The 18,360-nt window shown below is 62.8% G+C and carries 16 protein-coding genes, 1 tRNA gene and 3 pseudogenes; 14 read left to right on the top strand and 6 right to left on the bottom strand.

All coding sequences use genetic code 11. The features are described from left to right. Positions 1 to 65: 65 nt before the first annotated feature. A complete protein-coding gene (locus ACFQJB_RS08720) occupies positions 66 to 1,451 on the top strand; it encodes a sulfatase (protein WP_379726262.1) in 1,386 nt (461 codons plus the stop codon). Positions 1,452 to 1,562: 111 nt separating this feature from the next. Beyond that, positions 1,563 to 2,606 (top strand): lysylphosphatidylglycerol synthase transmembrane domain-containing protein, encoded by a 1,044-nt coding sequence (locus tag ACFQJB_RS08715; protein ID WP_379726259.1) that lies wholly within the window; start codon positions 1,563 to 1,565, stop codon positions 2,604 to 2,606. Between the two features lie 19 nt (positions 2,607 to 2,625). Here ACFQJB_RS08715 and ACFQJB_RS08710 read toward each other — a convergent pair. Then, positions 2,626 to 4,226: pseudogene (locus ACFQJB_RS08710) on the bottom strand (hypothetical protein). A 286-nt stretch (positions 4,227 to 4,512) separates the two neighbouring features. On the opposite strand from ACFQJB_RS08710, the gene ACFQJB_RS08705 reads away from it, so the two are divergent. The 3 genes from ACFQJB_RS08705 (at position 4,513) to ACFQJB_RS08695 (ending at position 7,315) form a co-directional block, all read left to right on the top strand. Then, positions 4,513 to 5,589, top strand: a complete 1,077-nt coding sequence (locus ACFQJB_RS08705) for an AI-2E family transporter (protein ID WP_379726256.1) — start codon at positions 4,513 to 4,515, stop codon at positions 5,587 to 5,589. A gap of 89 nt (positions 5,590 to 5,678) precedes the next feature. Further along, the gene (locus tag ACFQJB_RS08700; RefSeq protein WP_379726253.1) at positions 5,679 to 6,353 is read left to right on the top strand and encodes an HAD family hydrolase; all 675 of its coding nucleotides are present in this window, start codon (positions 5,679 to 5,681) and stop codon (positions 6,351 to 6,353) included. Further along, entirely contained in the window at positions 6,350 to 7,315 is a 966-nt protein-coding gene (locus ACFQJB_RS08695) for a phosphotransferase family protein (RefSeq protein WP_379726250.1), read from the top strand. Before ACFQJB_RS08700 ends, ACFQJB_RS08695 begins: the two co-directional genes overlap by 4 nt. 115 nt (positions 7,316 to 7,430) lie before the next feature. On the opposite strand, the gene ACFQJB_RS08690 is transcribed toward ACFQJB_RS08695, so the two are convergent. Then, positions 7,431 to 8,054, bottom strand: a complete 624-nt coding sequence (locus tag ACFQJB_RS08690; RefSeq protein ID WP_379726247.1) for a hypothetical protein — start codon at positions 8,052 to 8,054, stop codon at positions 7,431 to 7,433. 102 nt (positions 8,055 to 8,156) lie between these two features. Here ACFQJB_RS08690 and ACFQJB_RS08685 point away from each other — a divergent pair, with 102 nt between their 5' ends. After that, positions 8,157 to 8,390, top strand: coding sequence for a hypothetical protein (locus ACFQJB_RS08685; protein WP_379726244.1), 234 nt, complete (start codon positions 8,157 to 8,159; stop codon positions 8,388 to 8,390). A 145-nt stretch (positions 8,391 to 8,535) separates the two neighbouring features. Next, positions 8,536 to 9,120 (top strand): LURP-one-related/scramblase family protein, encoded by a 585-nt coding sequence (locus ACFQJB_RS08680; protein ID WP_379726242.1) that lies wholly within the window; start codon positions 8,536 to 8,538, stop codon positions 9,118 to 9,120. 6 nt (positions 9,121 to 9,126) lie between these two features. On the opposite strand, the gene ACFQJB_RS08675 is transcribed toward ACFQJB_RS08680, so the two are convergent. The 4 genes from ACFQJB_RS08675 to ACFQJB_RS08660 form a co-directional block, all read right to left on the bottom strand. Beyond that, a complete protein-coding gene (locus ACFQJB_RS08675) occupies positions 9,127 to 9,552 on the bottom strand; it encodes a type II toxin-antitoxin system VapC family toxin (RefSeq protein WP_379726239.1) in 426 nt (141 codons plus the stop codon). After that, a complete protein-coding gene (locus ACFQJB_RS08670) occupies positions 9,549 to 9,818 on the bottom strand; it encodes an AbrB/MazE/SpoVT family DNA-binding domain-containing protein (RefSeq protein ID WP_379726236.1) in 270 nt (89 codons plus the stop codon). The genes ACFQJB_RS08675 and ACFQJB_RS08670 overlap by 4 nt, the downstream gene beginning before the upstream one ends. Positions 9,819 to 10,064: 246 nt before the next feature. Next, positions 10,065 to 10,138: transfer RNA gene (locus ACFQJB_RS08665), tRNA-Ile, on the bottom strand. Positions 10,139 to 10,245: 107 nt separating this feature from the next. Beyond that, a complete protein-coding gene (locus ACFQJB_RS08660) occupies positions 10,246 to 10,860 on the bottom strand; it encodes an FxsA family protein (protein ID WP_379726233.1) in 615 nt (204 codons plus the stop codon). 80 nt (positions 10,861 to 10,940) lie between these two features. On the opposite strand from ACFQJB_RS08660, the pseudogene ACFQJB_RS08655 reads away from it, so the two are divergent. The 7 genes and pseudogenes from ACFQJB_RS08655 to ACFQJB_RS08625 all read left to right on the top strand — a co-directional run bounded on the left by ACFQJB_RS08655 (position 10,941) and on the right by ACFQJB_RS08625 (position 18,359). After that, a pseudogene (locus ACFQJB_RS08655) lies at positions 10,941 to 12,610 on the top strand (DUF255 domain-containing protein). Between the two features lie 144 nt (positions 12,611 to 12,754). Next, positions 12,755 to 14,029 (top strand): amino acid ABC transporter substrate-binding protein, encoded by a 1,275-nt coding sequence (locus ACFQJB_RS08650; RefSeq protein WP_379726230.1) that lies wholly within the window; start codon positions 12,755 to 12,757, stop codon positions 14,027 to 14,029. Positions 14,030 to 14,034: 5 nt separating this feature from the next. After that, complete coding sequence (locus tag ACFQJB_RS08645) at positions 14,035 to 14,928, top strand: branched-chain amino acid ABC transporter permease (protein WP_379726227.1); 894 nt, start codon at positions 14,035 to 14,037, stop codon at positions 14,926 to 14,928. Beyond that, positions 14,918 to 15,970: a branched-chain amino acid ABC transporter permease gene (locus tag ACFQJB_RS08640; RefSeq protein ID WP_379726224.1), complete on the top strand. Its 1,053-nt coding sequence runs from the start codon at positions 14,918 to 14,920 to the stop codon at positions 15,968 to 15,970. Before ACFQJB_RS08645 ends, ACFQJB_RS08640 begins: the two co-directional genes overlap by 11 nt. Next, positions 15,963 to 16,754, top strand: coding sequence for an ABC transporter ATP-binding protein (locus ACFQJB_RS08635; RefSeq protein ID WP_379726221.1), 792 nt, complete (start codon positions 15,963 to 15,965; stop codon positions 16,752 to 16,754). Before ACFQJB_RS08640 ends, ACFQJB_RS08635 begins: the two co-directional genes overlap by 8 nt. A gap of 2 nt (positions 16,755 to 16,756) precedes the next feature. Continuing rightward, positions 16,757 to 17,472 (top strand): annotated as a pseudogene (locus ACFQJB_RS08630) (ABC transporter ATP-binding protein). Positions 17,473 to 17,543: 71 nt separating this feature from the next. Next, positions 17,544 to 18,359 (top strand): TrmB family transcriptional regulator, encoded by an 816-nt coding sequence (locus tag ACFQJB_RS08625; RefSeq protein ID WP_379726218.1) that lies wholly within the window; start codon positions 17,544 to 17,546, stop codon positions 18,357 to 18,359. The last annotated feature ends 1 nt before the right edge of the window (position 18,360 follow it).

Raw genomic sequence — 18,360 nt, 5'->3', positions numbered from 1 at the left:
TCGACCTCGGTGCCGCTGAGCCAGCAATCCGAGTTACTAATTACCCGCTGGCCATAGCCGGGCGTATGACCGAGATCACGGGGCCGAACAACGTCGTCTTCCTCGTGTTGGATTCCCTGCGAAAGGATCGGCTCTCCGTCTACAACGACGACATCGAGTTCACCGACAATCTCGGGGCCCTCGCCGACGACGCCGTCGTCTTCGATGACGCCGTCACCCAGGCCCCGTGGACGCTCCCCTCCCATGCCTCAATGTTCACCGGGCGCTACCCGTGGGAACACAGCACAACCCACGCCCGGAGCTACTTCGATGGAAGCCACGAGACGTTCATTTCGGAATTCGCCGACGCCGGCTACGACACCGCCGCGATCACCTCGAACATCTGGATCACCCCACATAAGGGGATGACCGACGACTTCGATTTCGTCGAAAACTTCCTCGGCACCGCCGACAACACCATCAGCCAGCGACTCTCAAAACTCTCGACGAAACTGTACGACTCGCTTGGGACGCTGCCGAAACGTGTGATCGGCCGGCAACTCGACCGCGCGTTCCGGCTGTTCGGCGTCGACGACTCCTGTAAATCCGAGGAGACGGTCGCCGCGGTTGAATCCTATCTTGACGCCCAACCCGCCGACGATCCCTTTTTCTGCTATGTCAATCTGATGGAGCCCCACGAACCGTACCACCCGCCAGCCGAGTATCTCGACACACACGGCGTGGGCGACACCGCTGACATTCCCCAGCGACAGAAGGATCTGTTCACGATGGACGACCCCGACTTCGATGCGCTCCGGCGGATCTACAATGCTTCTGTCGACTACACCGACGACCTGATTGGCCGAATCACCGACAGCCTTGCGGCCAATGGCGTTGCTGACGACACCGTCGTCGTCGTCCTCTCTGATCACGGCCAAGCCCTCGGCGAGGACGACGGCTTGTTCGGCCACCAGTTCACGACGATCGATCCCGTTATCGAGACGGTTCTCTTCGTCGACCATCCCGACCTTGCGGGCGCCCGTCACGACCAGCTGTTTGAACTCCGGCGGCTCAACGAGCTTGTGCCGTACTACGCCGGCCTTGCGCCGGAACCCGACGAGATATTCGCCGACACGGCTCGCGGCGGCTGTCAGTTCCCGGAGAATTTCACGGGCTTCATTCCAAGTGACGCGTGGGACGAATACTATCGAAAACACCGGTATCTCATCCGCGGTGGCATCACCGTCCGCAAATCGGTCAGCGAGCACGGCGACGTCCGGTATCAGGCCCTCGACCGCGAGACGGGTGCGGCCGTGGCGATCCCCGATACACTGCGGGCAGCTATCGACGACATCGACGCCGGAGCCGACACAGGAGCCGACAGCACAGCCGAGGGGAGCCCGCCTGATGACCCAGACTCTGAGGCCGACGAGGAGATCCAACAGCGACTCGAAGCCTTAGGCTATCGGTGATGTCCGTCTAATCTAAGTGGCTCCCCTGTGTTTGCCCAGCCACCGAATGCTTGCCACCGCCCTCCACACTGTGGTCGCCACGCCAACCCCTCTGGGGAGGTCGCCTGATCGATGTCGCTCCCGGGCCGTCCCGACTGGTCGTGGCAGGAACTCGGCTGGTATGCTGTCACCCTGCTGTTGTTTGCCGGGCTGTTGTATTTCGCTGACACCCGCGAGTTCCTACGCGCAATCGCTCGTGTCGACCGCTCGACCTTTGGGGTCGCTGTCGCGGTTGGCCTCTCGTCGCTGTTCGTCTGGGCGTGGGTCTGGCACCGATTTTTCGGCCAACTGGGGATCACCGCCACCGCCTCGAAAACGGTTCGGCTGTTTTTCAGCGGCCACTTCCTCAACTCGATTACGCCGCTGGGGCAGTTCGGCGGCGAGCCGGTGATGGCCTACATCATCGCCGATACGACCGACACGGAGTACGAGGGCGCGCTGGCGGCGGTCGTCTCCTCGGATATGGTGAACGCGGTGCCGTTTTTCACGTTCACCATCGGCGGGGTCGCCTACCTCTATCTGTTTGGCTCCCTGCATGGCTTTCTGTTCGATGTTGGCTGGATCGCCCTGCTGATTCTGCTGGTTGGCGGTGGTCTGGCCTACCTTCTGTGGTCGCCTGATGGGACACTCGGTCGGGCAGCGTTGGGCCTCCTTTCGGCGATCGAACGCCGGGTGAGTTGGGGCGAAGGCGTCTTGCAGTCGTTGCAGGATCGGGTGCGCCGAACCGAAGCGCTCTTCGAGCGGGCTGGCCGGGATTCCTCGTTTCTGTTGACGACGATCCTCGGCTCGCATCTTGCGATCGTCGCCCAGATCATCTCGCTGTATGTCGTCTTTCTCGCGATGGATCTTGAGCCAACCTTCGTCCCGCTGTATTTCATCGTCAACCTCTCGACGATCGCCACGCTGTCGCCGACGCCCGGCGGGAGCGGCACCTACGAGGCCGCCTTCTCGTGGCTCATGACGCTGTTTTACTCGGTTGACTTGGCGACGGCGTTGACGGCGGCGGTGTTGTTCCGGCTGACGACCTACTGGCCGGGACTGCTTGTCGGCTTTCTGACGCTGCTCACGCTCGATCGCGAGGGTGATGTCGAGCCACCACAGGACGCCGAGTTGTAGACTGGATTTCTCTGGTCGATTACAGCCATTCCGCAAACGAGTCGGTGCTGCGGCTTCGCCGGATGTACTCGTGTTGCATGCCTCCGATTGCGTTCTCGAAGCCATCGCCGTCTGCGAGTCGCTCCCGAACCTGCTGTTTCTTCCACGCACTCGGCGTCAGACCAGCATCCACCCGCGCTTCGATCGGCGCGAGGTAGTCGTCGATCGCCTCGCTGGATAGCCCGCTGATCTCCAAGCCGTGGCGGGCGTACTCGAACAGCTCCGCGAAAATTTCACCGCTGTCTGCGGTCTGCTCGCCGTCGGCGGTCACCCACGCCAACTCGGCGTCGATCCCGTCGGCCATCGCCGCATAGAAGCTCTCCTCGGCGGCCGCCCAGGGTAGTGTCGTCAGCGGGTGATCGGCGGCGACGAGGCCGCGAACCCCGCCGACGACAAGCGCCTGTAGCCCGACGATGTCGGTCACCGTCGGCTGGGTTGGGATCGGACGGTACTCGATCCGCAGCGAGTGGGTGTCGTTGGCGTCGTCGATGTGGTCGCCGCCGACCACACAGCGCAGCCACCGCCAGTAGGTACCGCGTTTGTGGGTGAACTCCCAGAGTCGATCCGCGAGCGTTTCGCGGTCGTCGTCGGCTAGCCACTCCCGGAGGAACGGTGCGTAGGGGTCGTCTGCCAGGACGCGGTCGACGATATCGGTTGTGGCGTCGATATCTTGCGGCACCCTGACTTTCGCGTGAGCGGTCTGATTGACCGACTGCTCGAAGACCGCGATCCGGAGTTCGTGTGGTGTCTCGTCGATGACGGCTGCCGGATCGCTCCCATCGTAGAACTCGGCCGGCAAAAACGGCGAGTTTGTCGACAACGCAAGCACCGGCCCGAGCGTTCGGATCGCGGTGTTGTAGTAGGCCGGGAACTCCTCGGCCGAGGGAATCTGCAGGTGTGGCTGGATCGAGGTTGCCAGCGATTCGAAGAGAATTGAGGGAAAGGTGGCCTCGACGCCGGGGGCCGAAAACGGGATCTCGCCGTCAGCGTGGGCGAGGGCATCGTTGTCGATGGCGACATAGCGGGGGTACTGCCGCATGTTGTCGGCAAACACGACGCTATCGCACTCCTCGGTCGCCGAGAGGTAGGCGGCAGCCCCTCCGCCGGCGGGATCGTCCACATCGCATCGAGAACGATCTCTTTCTTGTGGTCGTCTGCGGCCGCCCGCGCCGCTGCGGTTCGCTCGCGGATCTCATCGGCTTGGGCAGCGAGGCCGGCCTCGCTGAGTAGCGTTGGATCGGTGTTGATTTCGATATTATGGAGGCCGAGTTCTTTGTTGGCTGCTGGTTCCTCGAAGACGGTCGCCGGGAGGCGAGCAAGGTGCGGGTGGGTGGTGTCGCCGGCACCCACGTCATCGACGGCTGTGGGCTGTCCGCCGTCACTGACAGCGTCGTCGCCGGTCACCGCGTAGGCTTCCAGTTCAAGCCCGACCGCGAAGTCGGCGTTGTCAAACTGCCCGTCGTTGATGGCGGTGCGAAGCCACTCGGCTTGTTCCTCAAGTCGCTCGCGGAACGCTGCCGCTGTCTCCGGGCTGAGCGACTGAGTGACCAATTCGACGGTGCGTGCCTGCTTGTCGGTCATCGCATGCTGCTCCTCTTGAGGGTCGCCACGACGCAGGTGGCAGATGGTCGCTGTGAGACGTCCGTCATTGGCTACTATGGCAAGCGAACGGCAGGTCGTGGCATAATTCTTGCTGCATTGATGGTCGATCTCGTTCGGTTTCCCACCTGGTGGCGTTGTATCCGATGGCTGCGAACACCTGGTGTCGAGTCGTTTCACGCTGATCGAGACTGGTTGCACACCACCACGGTGTCGATATCGGCGCGATGACACGCTGTTTATGTAGGATCACCGATAGCACCCAGATATGAATGAGAAACGCGCCGTGGTCGCCGCCTTCGGGATCGGGGTGGCCGCGATCATCGGCTATCTCATCTCTCGGTTCATTGCCGCCTTCACGATCGCCGTGTTTCTGTACTACTCCTCGCGCGGGTTCTATCACAAGCTCAGTCGCGTACAGCTCTTGAATCGGTTCGGGATGCCGCGACAGCTTCGGGCGCTCACGACGATCTCACTGCTCGTTGTACCCTTCGTGTTGTTGATCAGTTATACGATCGTCCTGCTCGTCTTGGAGGTGCGGAACTTCGTCCAAACCTACCCCGTGATTGAATCGGTGCCCGACAGCGTGGCGTGGTTTGAGGGCGTCAACGAACTTCCTGCCCTGACGTTCAACGGGCTCATCAGTGCGTATCAAGCGGGGCAACTGGAGCCGTTCATCCAGTTCGGCGTCGACCACGCGTCGTTCGCGACGAGCCTCGTCAGCGGGCTGCTGTTGAACCTCTTTATCATCGCTGTCGTCACCTACTATCTGCTCATCGAGGGGTCGACGTTTCGGGCGTGGCTGCTCCGGTTCGATGACGACGATCTTGCCCGCGAGTTTTTCGAGGCCGCTGATGACGAGTTGGAGGCGGTGTTGTTCGGCAACCTGCTGAACGTGATCGTGATCTCGCTGATCGGGGCTATCGTCTTCATGGGATACAACGCCGTGGCACCCAGTGCGGTCGAGGTGCCCTACCCTGTCTTATCCGGCGCGCTGACGGGGATTGCGAGTCTGATTCCGGTGATTGGGATGAAGATCGTCTACATCCCGCTGACGCTCTTCGCGGCTGTCCCGGTTGTCCTCGATGGACAGTACCCGCTGTTGGCGTATCTCGTCGGCTTCCTCCTGCTTGCAGTCGTTGTCGTCGATACGATCCCGGATATCGTCCTCCGACCGTATCTGAGCGGCGACCGAACGCATGTCGGATTGCTCATGCTGGCGTATATCTTCGGCCCGGTCGTGTTGGGATTTTATGGCCTGTTTTTCGCCCCGATGGTGTTGGTGATCGCGCTCACGTTTGCCGATACGGCACTGCCGCGGCTGCTCGGTGCTGATCCAAGTTAACACGCGACCACCCCGTTTTGGTGTCGACGCCCCACTACGTGCTGTGGTGTCGACGCGAGGTTTTTGTTCCGCTCGCACCACCGTCACCTGTGGCACCGTTTGACGCGGTCTGCTTCGATCTTGACGGCACGCTGTGTCAGCACACACAGGATACCCATGCGATGTACGAGCAGGCCTTCGACCGGGCTGGCGAACCGCTCGTCGGCGAGCCAGCAGCCCTCTGGGCCGCACTATCCGGCCCGCCGGATCACGACGATCCGGTCGGCTACTTCGCGGCAGGGGTTGCTCGTGTGGCCGCCCAACACGGCCGTCCCGATCTCGACACGCTCGCTGTCGCCCGCGCGCTCCGCTCGGTGATCGACGACTGCGCCGTCGGGCTCCGCCCAGGTGCGACCGATGCACTCGATGCGGCATCGGCTGTTGGGCCGATCGGCGTTATCACCAATGGGCCGAAAGCTCGCCAGCAGACAAAACTCGATGCGTTGGGGATCGTCGATCGCTTCGAGACAGCCGTTTACGCGGCGGAGCTTGCTCGCTCGAAGCCCCACGCCGAGCCGTTTGAACAGGCTGTTTCCGACCTTGACGTTGCTGCGGAGCGAACGCTGTATGTCGGCAATTCGCTGGCCTACGATGTGGCTGGTGCCCAAAACGCCGGGCTGCCGGTCGCGTGGCTGTGCGGCGACGACGAGCGCGGCGACTACGACCCGGAGTATGTGATCGACTCGCTCGCGGAGTTGCCACCGATCCTGCGGGGTGAGTCGTGAGCGACCCGCTGGTGGCACAGGCGTTTGCCGATGACTCAGTTCGGGCCGCGGCCGAAGTCGCGCTCGGAGCACTCAGGGAGTCGCCGACAGCCCTCGAATTGATCACCCGTGGCAACCGCAAGGAGACGGCTGTCGCGCGATTTCCGACCCGCGGGCCGGTCGTCGTACAACTGTCGACAGAGCCGATGTGGCTCCGTACCGAGGCGGCACTACTCGAAGAGATCCGACAGCGTACGTTCGTGCCGGTGCCGCCCGTGTTGGCGGCGGGTAGCCACGAAGGGGTTGCCTATCTGCTCACCGCCTACGTTGCCGGCAGCGACCTCCACACGTCGTTTTCTGCGGTCGATTGTGCGACACGGCGCAGTCTCGCTCGCTGGTTCGGCCGCGCACTCGCCCGCCTGCATGAGGCCTTTCGATTCGATGCTTGCGGTCGGCTTGAACGCGGCGAGGCGGGGCTAACCGCGAGCCAGCAGGACTGTGCGGGGTGGGTTGCGGGCTACGGCAGCCGCGCTATCAGTCGGCTGCCGTCGGCGTTCGACGATCTCACCCCCGACCTTCGAGGGCTGCTTGCGTCATCGCCGTCGACCGACCGCACGCCCCTGCTGTTCCCGTGGGATTTTCGACCTGGCAACGCCTTAGTCGCCGACGGCTCAGTGACGGCTGTCGTCGACTGGGAGGCCCCACTGGCGGCCCCACCCGCGTTGTCGGTCGCCAAAGTTGAATACCTCGTCGCCGACTGGTACGTCGACGATCCCGAACCGCTGCGGGCGGCGTTCAGGGAGGGGTATGCGTCGGTTCGAGAGTACCCGTCGATTAGTCCCGCCCATCGCGCCGCCGCGATCGCCGCCAGTGCGGTCGACTCTAAGGGTCGGGTGACGAACCCACAGTATCCACCGGTTGACCGCGAGGCGGCGATCGCGTTCCACCGGGACGCGCTGCATTCGGTGTTGGCGACCGCCTAAGACGACGGTGAAAGCCGGATACAGGAGCGATTGTCTCCGGTGGATGTGGCCATCACCGCACCGTGTGGTTGCTGCGAGCAATCGGAAGACAGACTCAAGACTGGTCTCACCGTGGCTACTCTCCCACGATCGAAAACCCCCACGTCGCTGAGTCGTCGGCCTCGGCGTCGTCGCCGGTGAGCGAGATCGTCGTTTCGAAGCGGTGCTCACCGACCGGGAGACAGCCGTCGGCCTCGGTCGTCGCATACAGGTCGACGGGTCGGCTGCTCGAACCGCCGCCTGCGATCTCGATCGTGCGGTACTCGTCGGTCGTGGCGATCCCCTCGGTGAGCCGCCAGCAGTCGGCCTCGGCGGGGTAGCCGTCATCGCCCGCGGGTGGCAGGAGCGTCAGGAGCCCGCCGTCGGCGGTCACGTACTCGAAGTGGACGGCGCGGCCCTCGCCGACGCTGACAGCCGTATCGCTCGTGTTGGTGAGCGTCGTCCGGAGCCGCGGGGGATGGTCGGTCGTGGCAGCCTCGCGGACGACCGCGACGGCCGGCTGGATTGGGAGGTCGGGATCGTCGTCAGTCGCGCTGAGGGTGACCCCTGGCCCGCCCGTGCCTGTGGGACGGGTTTCGGTGCCGCCGTTGGTCGCGTTGTCCGGCCCGTCGTCGGGAACGGTGCCGACACAGCCAGCAAGCGAGGTGGGGATGGCGATCCCGCCGGTGTACTGGAGGTAGCGTCGTCGTGTCGTGGCCATAGGGTGACAGAGGCCGGCGAGCTATGTAACCGTATCTGCTGGCGTGGGGGTGACGACCGCGCGCGGCGAAACCGTTTAGCGTCCGTGTCGGCATGCAAAACCATGAACGATATTCCGGGGGACGCGCCCGCGCGGTGCCCGGCCTGTGGCCGCGCGTATGCGTCCGTGAGTGCCCACAGTGGTAGCCTGATGGTGAATCTGCTCGACAACGAGCGGTACCAGCGGGTCTGTTTCGAACCAACATCACAAGACGGCGATCCGTGTGTGTACTTTTATCACCACACCCACGAGCAGGCGACACTGTCGGAGAGCACCGAAACGGCGACGACGGGGTGAGCTGGTCGCTACCCACCTTTTCAACAGGAACTCCGTGAGTACGACGCGCTGTGCGTTTTATTTGATATAAGATAGAGCAACCCAAATCGCCCACCGTGCAGTGGCGGCGAGTGGTTTCAAGTTGCCACAGACGTAGGAGCGACCAATGGCCCTCCAAGACCGCTACGACATCAGTGGCATCGCGCTTGCGGACGACACCTACACCGTCATCCAGGGCGTGTTCCGGAACAAGTACAAAGCCGTCGACGCCGCCGGACAGACGGTTCTGCGCGGGAAACAGGAACTGTTCAAGCTGAAAGAGAAGTTTCCGTTTGTCGACGGCGACGGCACGGAGGTGTTCACCGTCACCGCCAGCGGCATCATCGACATCGCCGGCGACTACGTCCTCTCGGATGCTGCCACCGACGAGCCGGTTGTGATCCTCGACAACGATTTCTCGCTGCTCCAAGATACGTGGACGATCCGCGATCCCGACACGCGGGAGGCGTTAGCCGAGATCGACTCCCGCGGTGCAGGGGTGACGCTGGCCCGGAATCTGCTCCCGTTTGGTGAGTTGATCCCACACAAATACGAGATCACCGATCCACAGGGCGGTCACGTCGGCTCGATCGACGGCCAGTTCACGCTCCTCAAAGACACCTACGAGGTGACCATCGACGATGCCAGCCGCGTGCCGAAGGAGCCGATCCTCGCGGCGGCGATGGTGATCGACGCGATTCAGGGCAACTGACCACGATCACAGCACGACCGTCTCGATACCGTCGATCCCATCGATACCGCCAAAATCCGGATCACCGGTGTAGAGGGCGTCACAGTCATCGTGAACGATCGCGGTGGCGAGGTGGATCGCATCCGCGTACGACAGCTCTCGCTCGCCGGGATCGTAATACTCTGCCCGGAGCTCGGCGGCGTACTCCGCGATCTCGTCGACCAGCGGCAGACTTTCGATATACTCGAAATCGTGGATCGCCTGGACGGTCTCCGTGGCGGTTGCGTTGTCCTCGACGCGTCGAACACGATATGAGACCTCTGTGATGACCGTCGGGGCAATGAGCCCGCCGGTATCGGCCGTGTTCGCCCGCTGGATGACGGCTTCCGCCGCCTCGGTTTTCTCACCACTGAAGACGTATTCAAGCCAGACCCACGAATCCAGAAAGATCACGACTCCTCCTCGGTGAGCTGTGACTCCCAGGCCTGTTTCGATTCTCGGCGCAGCTGATCGATGTCGATCTCGTGAGTCGACAGCTGGTCTTGAATCGCACGCAACCGCTCCATCGGCGGCTCCTTCGGTTGGACGCGGAGTGACCCGTCGTCATCGAGGATGAACTCGACTTCTGTCCCCGCTTCAAGGCCGAGCTTTTCTCGAATCCGCTTTGGGATCGTCACCTGTCCTTTGCTCGTGAGGGTGGCGTTCTCTGAAACACTCATCTTACTGAATATATTGTCCTTACACACATAAATTTACATTACTCACGGGTGTGGATCAGCCCAATCCTTGTCGGCTCTCGACGATTCCGGCGACGACGAATCGTAGACGGCGGCGACCCGCGTTCGGGAAACAGTTGAACTCCTCCACACGAAGCGCACGCAGGATCGTGTGAAACAGTCGATTTCGGCGTTTTTAGAGCCTTACACAGAGTTCTCTATTCGGCTTGAAATCGAGTGAAAAAGGTATGGGCCGACACGGATTTGAACCGTGCACCTCCCGGTTATCAGCCGAGCGCTCAACCTGACTGAGCTATCGGCCCCAACGCAACTGCTCGTAGCGGGGGACTCTGTTTAACAGTTTCCTTTCGCCACCGCGGCTCCGTCAGTCGGTTTCGGAGAACACAGTTTGCGTCTCGGTGCGGGTCGGCTACGACTCTCGGCTGTTGTCGTCGTTGACCTCAAAGTCGACATCGACGTACTCCTCGTCGTCTGTCGCCGACCCGCTGGCACCCAGTGGATCGTCGCTACCGGTGTCACCTGCGTCGCCCGCTCCGGGGCCGGAGCCACCAACGTCGAACCCGCCGGAGCCGAACGGGTCGCTGTCACCGTCGCCGTCCGGAAAGCCGAACGTCCAGACGTTGCCGGTGGCGAAGCCGTCGGTCTTGTTGTCGATGTAGGGGACGACCACCCAGCGTTTGAGCGCGATCCGGATCGGGTACCGTGTCGGCGGCAACACGAGCAGAAACCCAATGAGGTCGGTGACCAGCCCCGGCGTGAGCAAAAACGCGCCTGCCGCGATCAACAGCCCGCCGTCGAGCAGTTCGTCGGTCGGTGCCGACCCGGCGGCGGCCTTCTGTTGGAACCGCACCAGCGTGTTGCGGCCCTCCGCGCGAACGAGGATCATGCCGATCAGCCCCGTCAGGACGACTAACGCGACCGTTTGGAGCGGCGTGAGCCACCCTGAGCCGACGATGGCGACGAGGACGAAGGCGTCGACCAGCGGGATCAACAGCAACAGCGCGAGCAGGGAGCGCGTGCGCATACCTCCAGTTGCGGGCCATCGGTGATAACGTCTTTCGTCGCGGACGAAGGCCTTAGGCAGCGGCCCACCCGAACACTGGTATGCATGATTCGACGGCGGCCGCGGCAGCCGCGGAGTCTACACGGGTTGAGTGGCGAGCGTGGGGTGCCGACGCGTTTGCCGAGGCGGACGCAACCGAGACCCCGATCCTGCTGTCGTTGTCGGCGACATGGTGTGGGGCTTGCCACGAGATGGACGCCCGCACCTACAGCGAGCCACGGATCGCCGCCAACATCAACGATAGCTTCGTGCCGATTCGGGTCGATGTCGACCGCAATCCACGCGTCCGGGAACGCTACAACATGGGCGGTTTCCCGACGACCGCCTTTCTCACCCCAACCGGCGAGCTCCTGACGGGCGCGACCTATCTCGGGCCCGATGGGATGCGGAGCATCGTCGACCGCATCCGCCAGGTGTGGGACGAGAAAGGCGCCGACGCGGGTCGGGTGCCGCGCGCCGTCGCCGACGAGCCGACACCAGCCGACGACCTCGATACCCGAATTGAGGAACATATCGCCGGCCAACTCACCGAACAGTTCGATCCACACCACGGCGGCTGGGGCACCGACGCCAAGTTTCCGCTCCCCGAACCATCGAGTTCGCACTCAAACGCGAACCCCAACAGGCTCGCCAGACCCTCGACGCTATCGCCCAACATCTCTATGACACCGTTGATGGCGGCTTCTTTCGGTTTGCCACCGAACGCGACTGGTCGGACGTTCGCCACGAGAAAGTCCTTGAGACAAACGCCGCCCTCATCCGGGCCTTCGCCAACGGCTATCTGTACACCGGCGAGGACGCCTACCGTGAACCCGCCGGGGCCACAATCGACTATCTCACCGATACGCTGTGGACGGGCGTCGCTGTCGGCGGCAGCCAAGGCCCCGGCCAAGGCGCAAGCTACTACAGCGCCGACGCCGACGAGCGTGCCGATCAGCCGGGCCCCCGAACCGACCTGACAGTCTTCGCTGGCGGCAACGCACTCGCCGCCGACGCCCTGCTGACCTACGCCGCCTACACCGATGACGACCACGCCCGCGAGTACGCCGAGCGTATTCTTGCCGCCGTTGAGTCCGATCTTATCGACACTGACAGCGGTGTCGTCACCCATTACCGCACCGATGATGCGGTCGGCGACACCGACCTGCTTGAGGATGCTGCTCGCGTTGTCACGGCGTGGAGCACCGCCCGGCAGGTGCTCGGTGACGACGACTACACCGCGGTCGCAACGGCTGTCGCCGACAACGCTCTCGAAACACTGGGTGACGGCGCGGCGTTCCGCGATGGCCCCGCCAGTGGCCACGGGCTCTGTGCCCGCCCGCTGCGACCCATCGACACGGGCATGGAGTTCGCCGAGGGGTTGTTGGATCTCGCGGCGATCACCGGCGAGGATCGCTACCGCGAGGCCGCAACCGACGCCGTTGAGGCCTTCGCCGGCGCGTGGGATCGCATCGGCGTGCAGGTTGCTCACTACGGTAGTGTCGCCGCCCGCCTCACCGGCGGCGATCTCGTTGTCGACGTTGGCGATCCAGCCGGCTCGGAGCTCCACCGTGCGGCGCTCCGGATCGCCGACCACGAAGCGGTGGTTGTCCCTGACGCTGCGGACGTAGAGCCCGGAACCGCACGTGTCCGCGGCAGCGACACGGCGGCGTCGACCCCCGAGGAACTGATGACACAGGTCAGCGAGTCCATCGAGCCGCCGGCAACATAGCCGCTTGGCTCCTGTCACGATACCGAAACCACCGAGCTGTATAGCGGTATATATCCTACATAGACAATCATTACTTTTATCCGAAAACCGTCGTGACTCTTTCCTATGGGAGTGGGTCACGACAGCACTCCCATGAGAGAACCTATGACTGACAACCACAACCGACGCACGTTTCTGAAGGTTGCGGGAGGGACAGGCGCACTGGGGCTCACTGGACTGGCCGGCTGTGCCGGCAACAGTTCTAACGGCGATGGTGGTGGCGACAGCGGCGGCAGCGGTGACACCATCACCCTCGGCGGCTCGATGAGCCTCACGGGCGACAACGCCGACCTCGGTCGGCTGTATAAGGACGCCTATCAGGAGACGATCGATCGGATCAACGAAAGCGGTGGCGTTGAAGCCGGCGACGGCAACACCTACGAACTTGAGATGGTGCTTCGGGACGACGGCACCGATGCCTCCACGTCGCGGAGCATCTATCAGGAGTTGATCGACCGCGAGGGGATCGACTACCTGCTTGGGCCGTACTCCAGTTCGGTGACGCTGCCGGCGAGTGCGGTGGCCGCCGAAAACGAGAAGCCGATGGTCGAGGGTGGCGGTGCGAGCCCCGAGATTTTCAGTCAGGGCAACGAGTGGATCTTCGGGCTGTTGCCGACGGCAAACAAGTACGCCAAGAGCTACATCGATATGGCGCTCGCCCAGAGCCCGACACCGGAGTCGATCGCAATCCTCGCTGAGGATGGCACCTTCAGCCAGTCGACCGCCGAGGGCGCGCGCAACAAGATCGAGCAGACAGATCTGGAGCTCGTCGTCGACCAGACGTTCCCCTCGGGAACCTCAGATCTCTCGACGAACCTCGGTCGCGTCCGCGATCAGGGTGCCGATGTGTTGCTGCTGTGTGCCCACCAAAAACACAACATCATCCTTGCCAACCAGATGGAGTCCCAAGGCGTCAATGTTGACGCCGCGATGGGGACGGTCGGCAGCCTCAACGACTCGTTCAAAGGCGAGGTCGGCGGTAACGGCGATTACATCTACGGGCCGACCTCCTGGGACATTAACGCCGACTTCGAGGATCCGGTCTACGGCGGCACACAGGACTTCGTGGCGGCCATCGAGGACAACTACGATTATACGCCGGACTACCACAGCGCGGCCGGTGAGGCGGTCATTCTGACGTTCGTCAACGCCTTCGAGTCGGTTGACGAACTCACCCCGACCGCCGTCCGCAACGCGATCCGGGATAGTGACCCGTTCTCGACGGTGTATGGCGACGTGAGCTTCGACGACAGCGGCGTCATCGCCAAGAACATGCTGATCCGGCAATGGCAGCCTGAGCCGGGCCTCCAGACGGTCTATCCGTCCTCGGTCGCACAGTCCGATCCCCTCTACCCGATGCCGGACTGGAGCGAGCGATAAGACAGATGGCCATCGCGCAGTTCGTGGTCAACGGCCTGCTCGTCGGCGCGTTGTTTGCGGCCGTAGCTGTCGGCTTCGCGCTCATCTGGGGCGTTGTCGACATCATCAATCTCGCACACGGCGAGATGGTGATGCTCGGCGGCTACACCGCCTACTGGTTGTTGAGCATCGCCACCGGCACCGCCGAGGGGTCGGTGCTGCTGTTTTTGGCGACGATCCCGGTTGTCGTCGGCGTCCTGTTTGTCGTCGGCTACGTGCTGCAGCGAACGCTGGTCTCGCGTGTGATCGGTACCGATATCTTCCTGACGCTGTTGGTCACCTTCGGGATCAGTATCGCTATCCAACAGCTGGCGATTCAGGCGTGGACGGCCAACCCCCGATCGATCCAGGTCGCCTTCGCCGATCCGTCGATGGTCGTCGGCGGACTCGTCGTCCCGAAGATGAAGGTTGTCGCCTTCGCTGGCGCGATCGTCCTGACGGCGATCCTGTACCTGTTCCTGCAGCGAACCAGAACCGGGCGGGCGATCCGCGCGGTCTCACAGAATCCCGAGGCCGCCGCGCTTGTCGGGATCGATGTCGAGCACACGCGTGCGGTGACGTTCGGTATCTCCTCGGCAGTTGCCGGCGGCGCCGGGGCGTTCATCGCGACGATCCTCAATATTCAGCCGCAGATGGGATTGATCTACACGCTGAAGAGCTTCGTCATCGTCGTCTTCGGCGGTGTCGGCTCGATCCCTGGCGCGCTTACTGGCGGGCTACTGCTCGGTGTCGTCGAAGAGTTGACCGCCGGGTTGGTCTCTTCGCAGTGGACGCTCGCGGTGAGCTTCACGCTGCTGATCGTCCTGCTTGTCGTCAAACCAAAGGGGCTGTTCGGCACGGGGGCTGACAATGAGCACTGATCCCGATACCAGCGGCCTGCTGCGGTCGATCCTGCCACCCAAGCGACTTGATCGCCTGTTCGATCTCTGCGGGGCCCACGGCTGGAAGCTTATCGGCGCCGGCGCGGTTGTCGGCGCGTTGCCGCCGGTGTTTGGGCTGCGCGAAGGCTATATGATGACCGTCCTCTCGGAGATGTTCCTGTTTGCGATCCTCGCGCTGTCGTGGGATATCGTCGGTGGACAAACCGGCTACCCCAGCTTCGGGAACATGGCCTTCTTCGGGATCGGCGGCTACGCGACGGCGATCTTGGTCAAGGATGCCGCCGTCTCGTTCCCGATCGCGATGGTCGGCGCCGTTGTGGCCGTTCTCGTCTTTGCGGCGATCAACGGGCTCATCGTGCTGCGACTGCGCGGCCACTACTTTGCGATCGCCACCCTCGGGATTCTGCTGGCGATCCAGCAGGTCACCCGCAATCTTGAGATCACCGGCGGTGCCAGCGGGAAGATCCTCTTCGACGTGCCGCCGGGGATCGTGTTCTACTACTTCTTCCTCGCCGTCCTCGTGGTGGAGATGGCGGTCGTCTACTATCTCACCCAGACCCGGTTTGGCTTCATCCTCAATGCGATCCGCGACGATGAGGGGAAGGCAACCGCGATGGGGTTCAACACCACCTACTACAAGACGGCGGCGTGGATGCTGGCCGCGCTGTTCACCGGCCTTGCCGGTGGTGCCTACGGGCTGTTCAACACGTTCCTTGATCCACAGACCGCCTACAACGGCGCGTGGAATGTCGAGTTGATCGCGATGGCGCTGATGGGTGGCACCGGCACCGTTGCCGGCCCGGTCATCGGGGCCTTCGGGCTGCATACGATCATCGAGTACGTCGAATCCAGCTTTGTCGGCTGGCAACTCGTCTTGCTCGGTGTCGCGATCATCGTGACTGTGATCCGCTTCCCGAAAGGGGTCGTTGGCACCCTCCGAGCGTATGCGAATGAGATGGACTACTACGAACGCGGCGGGATGGCCGCCACTGACGACGAGGAGGTGGCGACCGATGAGTAACACACCTGAGACCGACGACCACGCGGCGACAGCCACCGCTGACGACACTGTCCTCCGAACTGAGGGGATCACCAAGCGGTTCGGCGGCCTCACCGCTGTCAACGAGGTCAATGTTGAGGTACACGAAGGCGAGATCGTCGGACTCATCGGCCCCAACGGGGCCGGAAAATCGACGCTGTTCAACTGCATCACCGGCACGCTTACCGCTGATGAGGGTCGGGTCACCCTGCAGGGCGAGGATGTCACCGACTGGCCGGAGTACAAGATCGCTCGGGCCGGCCTCGGCCGGATGTTCCAGGAGACCCGGATCTTCGGCGGGATGAGCGTCCGGAAGAACCTGCTGTTGGCCGCCCAAGAGGGCGGCGCCGACATCGGCGGGCTCCTCCGGCGACCGGACGATTCGCTGATGGAGCGAACGAACGAACTGCTTGAGTACGTCGATCTCGCCGGGCTCGCTGACACACGGGCCGGTCGGTTGAGCTTCGGCCAACAGAAACTCATCGAGTTCGCCATGGAGTTGATGGCTGAACCCGATCTGTTGTTGATGGACGAGCCAGCCGGCGGGATCAACCCGACGATGCTGGAGAATCTCATCGACTACATCCGAACCGCCAACGACGAGGAGGAGGCGACGATCTTCCTCATCGAGCACAACATGGATTTCGTCATGGAGATCGCCGATCGGATCTACGTGTTGGCTCACGGCGAGCGGATCGCCACCGGCACACCGGACGAGATCCAAAATAACCAACACGTCATCGACGCCTATCTTGGGAGGGAATAAGCATGGCCGAACCCATCCTCGAAATGGAACACGTCGTTGCCGGCTACGGCAACACGACTGTCCTCCACGATGTCAACATCGAGATCGAGGACGGCCAGATCGCCTGTCTCATCGGCCCCAACGGGTCTGGGAAGTCGACGCTGATGAAGAGCATCTACGGCTTCGCCGACGTAATGGATGGGACAATCACGCTCCGTGATCGAGAGATCACCGGGCGATCCCCCCAGGAGAATCTCGCCAACGGAATGAGCTACGTCCTCCAGGACGCCAGCGTCTTCCCGGGATGAGTGTCCACGAAAACATGCTCATGGGTGGCTACGTTTTCGAGGACGACGACCGCGCGCTCGCCCGCGCCGAGGAGCTCTACGATGAGTTCCCGATCCTCGGCGACATCCGCGACCAGCAGGCGGGGACGCTGTCGGGTGGGCAGCGCCGACTTCTCGAACTCGCCCGGGCGTTGATGGTCGACCCCGAGGTCATGCTGCTTGATGAGCCATCGATTGGGCTCGAACCGAAGTTCATCGACGATGTCTTCGAGCGGATCGAACAGCTCAACGAGTTGGGCACGACGATCCTGCTGGTCGAACAGAACGCCCAAAAGGGGCTGTCGGTCGCTGATCGTGGCTTTGTGTTGGCCAGCGGTGAGATCAAATACACCGGCTCCGGCGAGGAACTGCTCAACGATGAGGAGGTCGGCCGACTCTACCTCGGCGGCTGACCTTCCATCTGCTCCGCACGACCCAAATAAACCGCCGGTGCGTTTTTATCACCACGCAACGACACCGATGTATGGCGAGTCTCCGCGATCTCGGGCTGTCGGAGTATGAAGCCCGAGCGTATCGTGCGCTGCTCCGGAGTGGCCCGACAACCGCAAAGGAGTTGTCACGCAAAAGCGAGGTGCCGATGGGCCGGATCTACGACGTGCTCAACGGGCTCGAACAGCACCGGTTGGTCAGAAGTCAGGACGCCAGCCGGCCGAAGAAGTACGTCGCCGTCGAACCCGAGGTCGGGCTGGATCGCTTACTTGAGGCCAAACAGCGCGAACTCGACGAACAGGCCGAACAGTACGCCGACACCGTCGACACGCTGATGGACGATCTCGAAGCCGCCGCGCCGGTCAACGGTCAGTTCTGGACCGCGGCGGTCGGCCCCGAGGAGACGATGGAGCTCATCTTAGAACGGATCGACGCCGCCGACGAGGAGTTGATTTTCGTCGGCGGTTCACCCGGCGTTGGGTTGGATCTCAAAACAGCCACTGGCCGCGTCGTTGAGCGTCTCGAATCAGCCCTCGAACGCGGTGTCGAGGTGGAACTGTTGCTCACTCCCGAAGTCCTCTGTGGTCTCCCGGAGGAAGTGAACGTCGAGTACAACGAGCGACTGAATAAATACGACAACTACAGCGTTCGTACCCACGAGGCCGTCGAGGGAACGTTCAACCTGATCGACGGTGTCGAAGTCTGTCTTGAGGTGCCGAACCCGCTGGACCCCGAGCAGGCGTTTGCGATGATTGATCTCAAGGATCGCAACTTTGCGGCCGACGTGCGGGAGGTTTTCCAGCCCCGGTGGGAGGACGCCGACCCGCTCAAACTACCGCAGCACCACTGAA

Source organism: Halonotius sp. GCM10025705 (assembly GCF_042662885.1).
GTDB classification, from domain to species: Archaea; Halobacteriota; Halobacteria; order Halobacteriales; family Haloferacaceae; genus Halonotius; species Halonotius aquaticus.
Note: the sequence above shows the minus strand (reverse complement) of the source record. Positions and strands in the feature narration are given on the sequence as shown.